We start from the raw sequence: 12,603 nt of genomic DNA, 5'->3' as shown, positions 1-12,603 counted from the left end.
GCCGGTGGGCGTCACCGTGCGCAGCACGTCGGGCGCCAGCCGGTCCTGCAGCAGCACGCGCAGCTGCCAGCCTGCGCCATGCGCCAGGTCCGGCTCTGCGAGCTGCAGACACGTGCGCATCGGCGACCGGTCTTGGCGCCAGCCGATGGCGACGAGCCAGTCTTCCTCGTCGAGCCAGAGGTCGGCGGCGATTTCGCCTCGCCGCATAAGCGGGTACGCCGCCTCCAGCTTGCGCAGATTGTCTTTCATGATGCCGTCTGCGTCCACCCATTCGGGGATAAGCGCATGAATCCAGCGGGAAACGGCTGGCGATTCCAGAGATTGCAACTCCTCTGGGAGCTGCAGCTTCCAGCCCATCTCGCCGGCCTTCCATTTCTCGTAATCCGGCATGAAGCTTCCGGTGGCTAGTGCCTCGCGAACCGCAGGGGCCAAGCGGATGAAATCCGCGGAGTCCTGATGCCAGCTAAGCTGCAAATGCTGCACAGGCTGCGGATCGCTGAAATAATCGAGCGCCTCAAGTGGCTGCAGCTCAATGCCTTCGCGATTTTGCCATTCGCTGGGTTCCATGAAAGTGCCATAGAAGGAAGCGCGGTGCCAGGCAAAAAGCATATTTTTCAAATCAAGGGCGTCCCAAATGCCGCCGTTCTCGCGGGATCCCCATAGAAACAAGGAGCCGCTGGGGAGGGAGCTTACATGAACCGTCAGCGCGCTGGTTTCGATCATCGAATCCATTTTCCTTTCTTAAGCTCTTCTTGGAAGGCACGCAAGCGTGAGAATTTATCCGCTAAACGATACACATAGTGCTCCCAGCGATCGTTCTGGCCTAACTGTTTGTATAAGCTGTGCAGCTTCTTCAGAAGCCGGACAGCCGTCTTGTAGGAAGCTCTGTTTTTCTCCAAAACCGCACGTTCTGCCGCTTGATGATACAGAGGGAGCAGCAAAGCGGCATCGTGCTCTTCGATCGCTTTTAGCTCCAACGTGTATAGATTTAATGGCGAAATACGGTTCGCTAGCTGCAAATCCACCCATTGCCGATACCTTTTGGTCTGCAGCAAATAGGCTGTGTAATAGTAGTAAGAGCGAGGCAGCAGGGACTCCATGACCTGTACCCATTCGCTGTCGGATTCCAAATGCTTGGTCGTGTCAAGCCAGTATTGGCAAAAGGTCCGGAAATCATCGTGATTGGCCTGGGCAATCGACTTGAACAACCAGCGGAGCCAGACCAGCATGTCGTTCCACTGCTGATCGTTGTAATAATAATTCAGGTACAGGAAGTAATCCTTAGCATGAGGATGAGCCAAAAGCTCCAGCAGCTTGAAGGCACTGTCTGTATCCCCCTGAATAATGTGAAAATGGGCTCTAGCCGCAATCAGCGCATCTTTTCTCTTGGCAGGCTGATCCTTCTTGGACAGAAGGGCGTCGAGGCGCTGAATCTCCTCTTTCTGCGCGGTTGTTTGCGCGGACAGCTTCCACCAGATGAATCGATACACGAAAAGCCAGTCAATCGGGCTGTCTTTTCCTTGCAGCGCGAATTCACCGAGCATTTTGAGCGTAGCCAGCATATGTTTGGGCTCAGCCGCGAAGGAGGCGTTCAGATCCATCCCTTGTGTAAGCTGGGCGAGCTTATCCTCACAGTTTTTTGCGGCGATTTTGCACCCGTTTTCGTGATAATAAGACAAGTAAGAGCTTTTGGTCTCTTGATAAAATTGTTCGATCTTACGCATCATGAACAGCACGATATGAAGCATATAGATCTCGCGCATCGAGCTTTTCCAATCGGCGGCAAAGCCAGGCAAAGACTCTAACGCAGAGTCATAAAACGTTTCAATGGAGTGCTGATGCGAAATCGAGAACCCATGAAATCTCCCCTCAAAAAAACGATGCCAATCAGCAGGCAAAGCCGTTTCTTCGGGTTTAGTAGCCTTGGCGGCTTCTTTGCGTTCCTGTGCCGGGGAGGCGCCTCGCAATGGTTTTTTGCGGGCGAAAATTTGTTGCTTTAACTGTTGCAGCAGCAGTTCGGGCCGTCCATAGGGAGCGTATAAGCTGAAGAACGTAGCTCCGATATGCTGACAAAAACCATCAAAGGAGCAGCTGCATGAGCTGTCCTGAAAATTCTCTAAGTTGACCGTCGTGTTGTGCAGTCTCTTGCCTGCAACCGTCGATTGAATGCTTGTGCCCTTCAGATCGACATCCGCCACGCGGCCTTTATGATAATACTCCCAGCCCTGCTCCAGTACGGCAGCATCGAAATGCAGCGGGATTTGCTTGATTAGGTAGTTCATTCGATTTTTGGGAATCTGCAGTTTCAGCATGTGTGCTTTCCTACCCTCCGAGCGGTACATTCCTTCTTCCATAGTAACAGATTTTTTCCGAAATTGCCCATTTCCACAGTTTATGCCAAACAGTATTTTTTTATCCGGGGGAAAAACGGTTAACCCTGCATTCGAACCTATAATATGATAAAGTGAAGCTAGAAGGTTAGCTACCGAAGGGAGACTTTACAATGGGTATTAAATTCGGAAGAGAATATAAGGATATTGTCACTGATTTTGTACGCGGCATTGCGATGGTGAATGGTTTCTATGAGCTGCTGGAGATGAGTGCGGACGATTGGGAGGAGCTTGAGCCCGAAGAACAGGAAGAGTGCTTGCGTACGCTGGCTGACGATATTTTCTATGGATTGGGCAACAGCCCTGTAATGCATGTTGGTGCAGGCTCGGTTCGCCATGATCCGAGTAATCATGTGTTGAAGGTTCACGACGGGGAAAAGCTCGTTTCCGTCATCTATTTGGTCTGATTTTTGAGTGAGCTAAAGAAAGGTGTATAAAAGCTATGCTGGATGGGGCAAGGAAGGTTTTACAACAAGTTTATGGGTACCCGGAATTCCGCGAGGGGCAGAAAAATATCATTTCCAACTTGCTTGAGGGGAAGGATACGCTTGGCATTATGCCAACGGGCGGCGGTAAATCGATCTGCTATCAGGTTCCTGCGATGCTGATGGAGGGCGTGACCCTCGTCATCTCTCCGCTGATTTCCTTGATGAAGGACCAAGTGGATGCCCTAGGCGTGCTCGGAGTGCCGGCGACGTTCATTAATAGTACGCTGGAAGCCAGAGAAGTGGAACAGCGGATGCAAGGCGCGATGCAGGGCAAATACAAGCTGCTGTATATCGCGCCCGAGCGGCTGGAGTCAGAGCGGTTTCGCGCGCGGATGTCGGCACTGAATCTACCCTTTGTAGCCATTGACGAGGCGCACTGCGTGTCCCAGTGGGGGCATGACTTCCGTCCCAGCTATGTCTCGATTGCTCCGTTTATTCGCGAGCTCCCGAATCGCCCGATCGTAGCGGCTTTTACCGCTACAGCGACAGCCGAAGTGACGGCGGATATTGCAAGGCTGCTCGACCTGTCGGATGCGGGCATCTTTGTGAACGGTTTCTCGCGGGATAATCTGGAGCTGACGATTCTTCGCGGAGAGAACAAGCGGGATTACATTCACAATTATGTAAAGGAGCATACGCACCAGCCGGGCATTATCTATGCCGCTACCCGCAAGGATGTGGAGGAGCTGTACGAATCATTGCGGAAAAAAGGCTACGCCGCAGGCAAGTACCACGCCGGATTAACCGACGATGAGCGCTCCTACATGCAAGAAGCGTTTCTCTATGACGATATTCGGGTGATGATCGCCACGAATGCCTTCGGGATGGGCATCGATAAGTCGAACGTGCGTTATGTCATCCACTACAATATGCCGAAAAATATGGAGGCTTATTATCAGGAAGCCGGTCGCGCAGGACGTGACGGTGAGCCGAGCGAATGCATTCTGCTGTTCAGCGCACAGGATATTATGACGCAGAAGTTCCTCATTGAGCAGAACCAGCTTTCGCCTGAACGCAAAGCCAACGAATATAAAAAGCTGCAGACGATGATTGACTACTGTTATTCGCCAAGATGTCTGCGGAATGTTATTTTACATTATTTTGATGAGCGGAATGTGAAAGACACCTGCGGCAACTGCAGCTCGTGCAAAGACGATCGCGATACCGTGGATATTACGGTTGAAGCGCAGAAAATTTTTTCCTGCATCCGCCGCATGAATGAACGTTTCGGGATTTCGATGGTTGCTTCTGTCCTGAAGGGCTCGAAAGCGAAGAAAATTGTCGAATATCGGTTCGACAAACTGCCGACGCATGGCATTATGCGAGATTTGCCGGAAAAAGAAATTTCCGATCTGATAAATGTGCTGATCTCGGAGGGATTCTTGCAGCTGTCCGAAGGCCAGTACCCGGTGGTCCGATTAATGCAGCCCGCAGCGGAAGTGCTTCAAGGGAAGTTGCCTGTATACCAGAAGGTGCGCAAACAGCCCGTCAAAGCTGCTGCTATCGACAATACGTTGTTCGAGCAGCTGCGTTTGCTTCGCCGGGAAATTGCCGCACGCGAGAAAGTGCCGCCGTATATCATATTCTCCGACAGCACGCTGCGTGAGATGAGTGAAAGCTGTCCAACCTCGGAATCTGCGATGCTGCGAATCAAAGGTGTCGGCGAGGTCAAATACCGCAATTACGGGAAGCCATTCCTTGATCTGCTGCGCACGTATGCGGGTGAGAGCGAAGCCGAGGCGGTTGCTTATGATTTTGAGTAAGGGGGAAGTAAGGGATTAGGAGAGGAATCCGGAAGTAACGAGTAAGGCTGGAAGGGGCGGAAGTGCGTGAAACTTGAGGATAGCGAGATTGATCAAAGGCTTGGGGTGCTCACCGGCTGGACGACGGACGATCATAAATGGATTTTGCGAAAATATCGTTTCGCGGAGTTCATGCTGGGCATTTCTTTTGTGAATCATGTTGCCCGTATCGCTGAAGCGGATAACCACCATCCCATGATCGCCATTGATTATAAAATGGTGACCTTGCGGCTCACGTCATGGCATGCAGGCGGTTTGACAGAGTTGGATTTTCAATCCGCTGCCAGGTTTGATCAAGCATTTGAAGAGGTTGTTGCGGGTTCCGGCGACGCTTAATTAGATAAGCTCTCGTCGTACACCATGCAGTGAAAATTCGATACGCCTGTGGGCGTCTGCTTTTCATAGGTATCCGTGATGGTGAAACCAGCACGCTCATAAGTGCGGATGGCGCGTTCATTCCAGACAAGCACTTCAAGGTCGACCTCCTGCCCGGGGGAGCGCTTCAGCGCTTCACGGGTTAGGAGCTGCACGAATTGGACGCCAATTCCGCTGCCTTTCCCGCAGAGATCCGGACGGAGTCCCAGACCTAAGCGCGTGACGCCGACAATCGGGAAGAACTGGACGAAGCCGGATAGTCTGCCATAATCATCGACGACGGCTCGGTACTGTTCTGCCCGAATGTGCGGGTCAGCGAATTCGGTTTGCTCCCGCAGCATGGTTTCCCAAGAGGGCCAATTGTACAGCTCGTAGGGAGAAGGATATTTCCACGTACATAACTCCTCGCATTGCGCGTTAGTTAACGGTACAACTCGCCAGGGTAAGCTTGCTTTTACCACTATTATTATCACCTTTTCATTTATTGGTTGGAGGATCGCATGGGTTGGCTTTGGCTTTTACATATTCCATTTACTGCCTGTATTCTGTTTTCTATGCTCATGCTGGGATTACATACATTTCGAATTTCTGTGAATAAGAAATGGCCACTTGTGCTCATCTTCACCTTGGTTATCTCCTGTTTGGTCGAACTATTTACGTTCCTTGTGGACACGAAGTCTTGGAGTCCGATGCTTGCTATCGTGCTGGAAGCCATCTGTGTTCACTATGTATTACGATTGCGCAAGCTGCATGCACTCATGATCGTATTGCTTGGAGCTGTCGGCTATACGATTTATTTATTCATTGTTCTAATCGGGGTGGCGCTAGTAACGGATGTTCCCGTTTACGATTATTTTGACAACCTGGATTCCTGGTATCGTCCTCTGAAAATCTATGCCGCACTGCTTGCGTGCCTGACGGCATTGCTCTTGAACAAGAACCGATTAGGCTTCACGATGCGGCTTGAACGTAATGATGCCAAACATGCTAATCAAGCGTGGCGTCCCCGGAATCATGTGCTTTTTCCCGCTCTTTTGACTGCATTTATTCTTTATTCCTCTGCTTATTATGGCGTATCCATGCATGTGGCGTCCATTTTCTATTGGGCTGCGGGATTTTGCCTGGTGCTAGCTTGGATGATTTACCTGCTGTATCGCAAGGAGATGGAGGAGCAGTGAGAGACAGATTTTGGATTTTTTGGATACAATAACGATAACGATTTTATTTGGATGAGGAGGTCATTTCCATGGCCCAAGTTACAGTTCGTGAAGCTGCTATACAAGATATTGCTCAGTTAAAAACGTTAATGCTCGCTTATATCGTGGACTTTTACCAATATCGCCAGCCAGAGGATGAGAAGTTGAACGGATTGATTCACCATCTGTTGGAGCAAAAGGACGGCATCCAATTTGTAGCGGAATCGGAAGAGGGGAAATTGGTCGGTTTTGCGACCTTATATTTTACCTTCAGTACATTGCGTGCCTCCAAAGTAGCGGTTATGAACGATCTCTACGTTATTGAAGTGGAACGCGGTCATGGCGCGGCTGCGAAGCTTTTCGCCGCCTGCAAAGGGTATGCGGCCAGACATGGCTACGCGAATCTATCATGGACCACTGCAACGGATAACCTGCGTGCGCAGGCTTTTTACGATAAAATGGGCGGAGATCGCAGCGATTGGCTCACTTATTCCGTGAATCCTACGATTGGTATCGGTGATTAATTGTAGCTTGATGCGATTGGCTGTTGCCTGGTGGGCAGTGGCGGATGGATGGTTGCTGCCGAGTGTGAGGGAACTACAGTCCGCTATTCGCGCGATAGTTGCCCCTCTGATGGATGAAGGGGAACTATGAGCCGCTATTTCGCCGAAATTGGCGGAAATGTGGAGTTTCAGGGGCAAATAGAGCCCTGTAGTTCCGCTGAGGAAGTGGAACTCGCGAGGATTGCAGAAATAGAGGACCGCAGTTCCTCTATTTCTGTGGAGGCAGCAAAAGGTCACCGCTCCTGCACCTCGAGATTGCATAAACTATCGCCGATCTCAGGCAATCGTTGCTTCTCGGTCTTCTCGACTGGTCGGACTGTCAGGCTACCGCCTCGACGGTCTTTTTCGTTTGTCCGAAACATAACTTCCGTGCGCAACATTTTTACGATAAAATAAGTGGAGGTAACTGGAATTAATGCAGGTAGGGAAAGGTGGCATAATCTGTGGAAAATATCGTAGGTCAATCATGGCTGCTCGGACAACTGGGCGATGCCAATATCGTCATTGCGGATTGCCGTTTTGCGTTAGGACAACCTGAATCTGGCAGAAAACTTTATGAGCAAGATCATATAACGGGAGCTGTATACGTGGATTTGGAAAAGGACCTGTCCGGTGCCATTATGGCGCACGGAGGCAGGCACCCGCTTCCTGATCTCGGTGCATTCTCCATCCTCGTGGGCAGCCTCGGGATCGACAGTACCAAAACCGTCGTCGCCTACGACGATCAAGGCGGAGCCGTGGCTTCGCGCCTATGGTGGATGCTGAAATTCCTCGGGCACTCCGAGGTGTACGTGCTCGATCAAGGATATACCGCATGGAAAGCTGCGGGCTACCCTGTTACAGATGAAGTGCCAGCCACGTTCCCGCGGACCTTCTCGCCGAAAGTGCAGCGCACCATGCTGGCTTCCATGGATGAGGTCAAGGACAAGCTCGGTCGTCCTGGCGTCGTGCTCGTGGACTCGCGTGAGGAGCGCCGCTACCTCGGCTTGGAAGAGCCGATTGATAGAGTAGCCGGTCACATTCCCGGCGCACGGAACTACTTCTGGAAAGGCGTGCTCGGAGCTGACGGAGCTTGGCTGCCTGCGGCAAAGCAGGAGCAGCATTTTGCCGGCTTGCGCGATGCCGATGAAATCATCGTCTATTGCGGCTCCGGTGTGACGGCTTGCCCGAACGTCCTGGGCCTGAGCGAAGCGGGTTTTGACAACGTGAAGCTCTACAGCGGAAGCTGGAGCGACTGGATCAGTTGGGAAGATAACCCGATTGCGACGGGTGAGGAGAAGTAGCGGAAAGCCCGCGTCCGACGGGCGTTTGGCGTACAGTGTATGATTGCTGTACGCCTTTTTGCTGTGCCTTCGAACAGTCCCAAATCAAATCAATACGGAGTCAACGACAAGTTGGTGAAAATGTTTACAGTGAAGTTGATGAGCAAACTTGCGATTGGACTAGAACTCGGTAATCGTATAGAAATTCGGAGTTGCTCAGGCACCTCACTGCCACTTGACCGTTTGTTTTGCTTGCTTATGCTAATCTCAGCGGGTCCAAAGCAGAGGAGATGCCTACAAACGCCTGATTGTGATTTATATGTTACTTTGCCAAACGAGGCATGCAATACAAACGCCAGTACGTGCTACGCGACACAGTAAGAGGGATCCCCCAACAGGTTCCCTCTTTGTTTTTTGCTATTGCACGCTAATTGAGTCAGCAATATCGGAAATAATAAACGGAGGGTCAACAGACTTAGTGTGCTTTACTTGTTGTTAGATGTCTTTGTACAATTTCTATCACCTCCACGTTTCAATGAATGAGAAAATCAACAAGGAGGCTGAATGCAATGCGTGGATGTGTCTCAAAGCGCAAAAATGGAACGTACGCGTACACAGTTGAAATGGGCAAACACCTAAAAACGGGCAAGAGACCGCAGAAAATGAAGGCAGGTTTTGCTACACGCAAGGAAGCTGAGGCGGATCTTGCTCAAGCACTCTCAGTTCTTGGGCACGGTAGTTTACGGACAATTGTCAGACTCGGATTTAAAATAAAGAATATTCACTTATTATCCCCCATTTCATCACCTTGTTCCTGCCCATTATGATATATCAGTGTTGGAACGGGTAGAGGGGTTAACACCAATCGGCGCTTCCGGCATAAGGTGGGCTTGTTACTATAAGAGCTCGACCATCGTTTTAGCCTGCGTATCCAACACGTCGGCGGACTGGCTGATCGCTGTAAAAGCTTGACCAGCAAGCTGAACGCGCACCAGGCTGTTTGCAATCGTCGTTTGGGCTCGCTTCATGCCTGTGGAGATGTTATCAACCTGCGCAGCGATGCCCTTCAAATTCCCGTTAATCTCTTTTGACGTATCATCAGCTTGCTTGGCAAGCTTGCGAACCTCATCTGCCACGACACTGAAGCCGCGGCCGTATTCTCCGGCATGAGCCGCTTCGATGGCGGCGTTCAACGCGAGCAGCTTCGTCTGCGAAGCGACCTCTTGAATAATGGAAATCATTCTGCTCACCGACTTCGTTTCCTTCTCCAAACTTTGCAGAACCTCCATGTTGTCGTTGGATTGCTGAACGGATAGCTCCATTGCTCCCTCAATTTCCCGGCTTCCCTTAATGCCTTCCTCTGTTTGGTTGAGCAGATGTTCAGACATCAGTTGCAGCTCGGCCGTCATTCTCGCAGTGGCGTTCTCGCGCGCTGTAATATCCGTCGCCACTTTAACGATGCCCTGCACACTGCCGTTCGCGTCCATGACCGGTGTATACGTCGCTTCAAACCAAAGCAGTCTGCCATCTTTCGTCACCCGCGAAATTCTCTCCTGAAAGGAGGTACCCCTCCTTAACTGATTCCACAGATGCTCATAAGCGGAGCTGCTTGCAAACTCGGGCGTGCAGAACCTGCGGTGGTGGATGCCCGGCAGTTCAGCCTCGGCATATCCCATGGTTTTGGCAAAATTGCCGTTTGCCCATAAAACATTGCCATGTGTGTCGAACTCAATCATAGCCAAAGAATGCTCCAATGCTGCCAACACGGCATCATTGGGCAATACCTGTGTGCTCTTGTAGGGAGCGGCTTGCTGTTCAAACATGTATAATTTCCCCTTTATATGAGTTATAATGTATAATGTTTGTATATGTATTATAAAAATATTATACAATATCTATATATTAAAAACAAACCTATATCGGATATGCCCCTTTAATTGTCTTTTTTATGTTAATTATGTATAACTTATGTATAACAAAACCGAGGTGAGCTTGTCGTGTACAGCATTAAGAAAGCATCCCAACTGCTCGGTATCCCTACTGTGACCATACGCGCCTGGGAGAACAGATATAACATCGTATCCCCTGTGCGCAGCGCGGGCGGTCATCGGCTCTATCGAGATGCGGATATTGAAAAGCTTCGAAAAATCAAAGTGCAAATCGAACACAACGGCTTGAAAGTCAGCGAGGCGATCGCTCGGCTGGATCAGGACGCAGCGGACGTGAATCAGGACATGCTGGCCGCTCCACCTGGAGCCCCTTATGCGACGATGATTGATCGTCTATTCGCTTACCTGGCGATCATGAAGCCAGAACAAGCGAATGAAACCATTGATCTTGCCTTCTCGCTCTATCATTACGAGGACGTGTTCCACTACATCTTGACCCCCGTGCTGAATCGGGTCGGCGAAGCTTGGCGGAGCGGGGAGTTCATGGTTGCGCAGGAGCATTTCGCCTCGCAGTTGATTATGCAGCGATGCTCGCAATTTCTAAGATTGCTGCCGACCAGACCGCATCTTCCCAAGGTATTGGCGCTTTGTCCCGAAGGAGAACATCATCAGATGGGACTCATGCTGTTCAGCTTGTTTCTGCGGAACAAGGGGATGCAGGTCATCTACCTCGGGCCGGATACGCCTATGCGGGAATTAAGTCGGCTCATTTCGTTAATCCAAGCGTCGGTAGTCGCTGTTTCGATTACGAACCCCGCGTTGCTCAAAGAAGTCGAGGACGCATTCGAGCTGTGCCGCAGTGAAATGCCCTCCGTCACGTTTGCAGTAGGCGGTGCCGCCTTCGATAACCGGGAGACTCGCCTGGCCGATTATGTGCTTTCCAATAGCAAAGCTGATTGGGAAACGTGGTATCGGAATGGAAACTTTGAGAATACGAGCGCTGAACATTCATTCATTTAATGGAACTACCCTTGCTGGTTTCTTATTGGGAAGTGTTGGTAAGGTTCGGTATAGCCAGTCTCGAAACCTCACTATGTTGGTATGGTCATTTTCTGGGATTAAGGGAGGAAGTAAACATCGTCTGATGTGCCAATTCTGTCACTTTCATACATAAAGTCAAACGCCAGCTGGAGCGACTGGATCTCGTGGGAAGATAACCCGATTGCGACGGGTGAGGAGAAGTTAGCCTAGCAGACTCAGCGAACAAAAAAAAGCCTGATTCCCTTTAATGGGAGTCGGGCTTTTTCGCCATGCCGTGTCATCTTGATGCCTCATACTGCCGCAACACGATGGCTGTTAATTAGCGTCTTAGCTGCCACAGAGAACAACTCAGGCTTGAAATCATCCTTGTTGATATAAGCTACCATGGCGGCGCCGCTCCATAACATCCGAATCTGCTCGGAGAGGTCACGCGGATTGGGGAGGCCAGCCTCCTCGGCCAATAATGTTACCTCGTCCCAAATGTCGCTTCTGCTCTCAAGTGCTTTGGCATGGTTAGGGTGCGTTGGTTCAGGGAACTCCACGATTGTATTCATGAAGGAACACCCCCGATACGTAGGACGCTTCATACGTTCAGCTAAATAGTCCATCAAAAAAAGGAGCTGCTCGAGCTTGGACTCCGGATGTTCCTTCCGTGCATGCTCGATATTCCCTAGAAACTGGAGACGACGGAGCTCTAAGTACGCAGCTACTAACTCATCTTTGGTCGCGAAGCTTCGATAGAAGCTGGCTTTGGCCACACCGGATTCATGAATGATTCGATCGATGCCGACCGCACGCACACCCTCACGATAAAACAACTCATCGGCAACTCGCAAAATGCGCTCCTTGGCTGTTTCTTTCTTCTCCATCTGAAATTCACCTACCCAAAGATATTTTTCTATATGTTAAAAAGAATGTCTATTAATAAAGGAAGAGACAGGTCTGTCTATATTATTTTAGATAAGAACACGGTTACTGTCAATTATTATCCCCTTACCAATTCGGACGCTATTCGTCCGTCTTGAACGACGAAGCCATCGCCGCATTTTGCTAGAGTAGAGCTGAACACCGTATCCATGCCCTTCAGGATAAATGGAAGAACGGCAACAAGAACGATTTCATCGTCAGCTTTAGTCCAGCTTCGGATGGCTCTATGAAGTGGGTGCATGCATTCTCATGGAGTGAAGTTGATATGCTCAAGCTGGAAGTTCAAGATTATATGACAGAGCAAGGGTACGGCAAGGACTACGTGCCGATTGTCAATCATGTGGCTCAAATGGTGGCGGACCAATTCGTGCGCAAGCAGTTTGCAGACTTTAACTATTTGCAAATTGAAGTGAGCGAGACGTCGACCTATATCATTTGGGGGCTTGAGATGTTTGTGCTTCTGATCTACATGTATAGGTGCATCATAACCTTCGTTCGTGGGCGGCGTGACCTGACATATGATTATTCCTAGCTAAAAAGCGTTCTCCCACCGGATGGTGAGAGAGCGCTTTTTGGTTTTTACAACGATGTGGCGCACAGTCTTGCTGAGGCAATATCATACTCTATGAATCTCTTGTATGATCCTATAAAACATTGGAAATACTTAATC

Annotated in this window: 14 protein-coding genes and 1 pseudogene; 9 read left to right on the top strand and 6 right to left on the bottom strand. The window is 50.2% G+C overall.

The window, feature by feature from the left end:
• Nucleotides 1-723, bottom strand: a pseudogene (locus PCH02S_RS29480) (DEAD/DEAH box helicase); the annotation flags it as partial.
• Nucleotides 720-2,312 carry an SWIM zinc finger family protein gene (locus PCH02S_RS29475; RefSeq protein ID WP_127457666.1) on the bottom strand — a complete coding sequence of 531 codons (1,593 nt, stop codon included), beginning with the start codon at nt 2,310-2,312 and terminating at the stop codon, nt 720-722. The pseudogene PCH02S_RS29480 and the gene PCH02S_RS29475, both read right to left, overlap by 4 nt.
• 191 nt (nt 2,313-2,503) lie before the next feature.
• Between PCH02S_RS29475 and PCH02S_RS29470 the strand changes: the two genes are divergently transcribed.
• The 3 genes from PCH02S_RS29470 (at nt 2,504) to PCH02S_RS29460 (ending at nt 5,016) form a co-directional block, all read left to right on the top strand.
• Nucleotides 2,504-2,797, top strand: a complete 294-nt coding sequence (locus PCH02S_RS29470; RefSeq protein ID WP_127457665.1) for a hypothetical protein — start codon at nt 2,504-2,506, stop codon at nt 2,795-2,797.
• 35 nt (nt 2,798-2,832) lie between these two features.
• The gene (gene recQ, locus PCH02S_RS29465) at nt 2,833-4,641 is read left to right on the top strand and encodes a DNA helicase RecQ (RefSeq protein WP_127457664.1); all 1,809 of its coding nucleotides are present in this window, start codon (nt 2,833-2,835) and stop codon (nt 4,639-4,641) included.
• A 66-nt stretch (nt 4,642-4,707) separates the two neighbouring features.
• Entirely contained in the window at nt 4,708-5,016 is a 309-nt protein-coding gene (locus PCH02S_RS29460) for a 4a-hydroxytetrahydrobiopterin dehydratase (RefSeq protein WP_127457663.1), read from the top strand.
• Here PCH02S_RS29460 and PCH02S_RS29455 read toward each other — a convergent pair.
• The gene (locus PCH02S_RS29455; RefSeq protein ID WP_127457662.1) at nt 5,013-5,516 is read right to left on the bottom strand and encodes a GNAT family N-acetyltransferase; all 504 of its coding nucleotides are present in this window, start codon (nt 5,514-5,516) and stop codon (nt 5,013-5,015) included. The two genes, PCH02S_RS29460 and PCH02S_RS29455, sit on opposite strands and share 4 nt — an antisense overlap.
• Before the next feature lie 39 nt (nt 5,517-5,555).
• Between PCH02S_RS29455 and PCH02S_RS29450 the strand changes: the two genes are divergently transcribed.
• From PCH02S_RS29450 to PCH02S_RS37075, 4 genes are all read left to right on the top strand, one after another.
• Nucleotides 5,556-6,233, top strand: a complete 678-nt coding sequence (locus tag PCH02S_RS29450) for a hypothetical protein (RefSeq protein WP_127457661.1) — start codon at nt 5,556-5,558, stop codon at nt 6,231-6,233.
• Between the two features lie 68 nt (nt 6,234-6,301).
• Nucleotides 6,302-6,775 (top strand): GNAT family N-acetyltransferase, encoded by a 474-nt coding sequence (locus PCH02S_RS29445; protein WP_127457660.1) that lies wholly within the window; start codon nt 6,302-6,304, stop codon nt 6,773-6,775.
• A 482-nt stretch (nt 6,776-7,257) separates the two neighbouring features.
• Complete coding sequence (locus tag PCH02S_RS29440; RefSeq protein ID WP_127457659.1) at nt 7,258-8,097, top strand: sulfurtransferase; 840 nt, start codon at nt 7,258-7,260, stop codon at nt 8,095-8,097.
• Between the two features lie 518 nt (nt 8,098-8,615).
• On the top strand, nt 8,616-8,903 hold the full coding sequence (locus tag PCH02S_RS37075; protein ID WP_127457658.1) for an Arm DNA-binding domain-containing protein: 288 nt from the start codon (nt 8,616-8,618) through the stop codon (nt 8,901-8,903).
• Nucleotides 8,904-8,972: 69 nt separating this feature from the next.
• On the opposite strand, the gene PCH02S_RS29430 is transcribed toward PCH02S_RS37075, so the two are convergent.
• Nucleotides 8,973-9,899 (bottom strand): methyl-accepting chemotaxis protein, encoded by a 927-nt coding sequence (locus tag PCH02S_RS29430; protein ID WP_127457657.1) that lies wholly within the window; start codon nt 9,897-9,899, stop codon nt 8,973-8,975.
• Between the two features lie 174 nt (nt 9,900-10,073).
• Here PCH02S_RS29430 and PCH02S_RS29425 point away from each other — a divergent pair, with 174 nt between their 5' ends.
• Entirely contained in the window at nt 10,074-10,985 is a 912-nt protein-coding gene (locus tag PCH02S_RS29425) for a MerR family transcriptional regulator (RefSeq protein ID WP_127457656.1), read from the top strand.
• A gap of 311 nt (nt 10,986-11,296) precedes the next feature.
• Here the strand turns inward: PCH02S_RS29425 and PCH02S_RS29420 are convergent, their stop codons facing one another.
• Both PCH02S_RS29420 and PCH02S_RS29415 read right to left on the bottom strand, forming a co-directional pair.
• Nucleotides 11,297-11,875, bottom strand: a complete 579-nt coding sequence (locus PCH02S_RS29420) for a TetR/AcrR family transcriptional regulator (protein ID WP_127457655.1) — start codon at nt 11,873-11,875, stop codon at nt 11,297-11,299.
• A 116-nt stretch (nt 11,876-11,991) separates the two neighbouring features.
• Nucleotides 11,992-12,174, bottom strand: a complete 183-nt coding sequence (locus PCH02S_RS29415; protein ID WP_127457654.1) for a hypothetical protein — start codon at nt 12,172-12,174, stop codon at nt 11,992-11,994.
• A 24-nt stretch (nt 12,175-12,198) separates the two neighbouring features.
• Between PCH02S_RS29415 and PCH02S_RS29410 the strand changes: the two genes are divergently transcribed.
• The gene (locus tag PCH02S_RS29410) at nt 12,199-12,465 is read left to right on the top strand and encodes a hypothetical protein (protein ID WP_127457653.1); all 267 of its coding nucleotides are present in this window, start codon (nt 12,199-12,201) and stop codon (nt 12,463-12,465) included.
• Nucleotides 12,466-12,603 lie beyond the last annotated feature (138 nt).

This window comes from Paenibacillus chondroitinus NBRC 15376, assembly GCF_004000765.1.
Lineage (GTDB): Bacteria > Bacillota > Bacilli > Paenibacillales > NBRC-103111 > Paenibacillus_E > Paenibacillus_E chondroitinus.
This window is presented reverse-complemented; position numbering and strand designations above follow the sequence as displayed.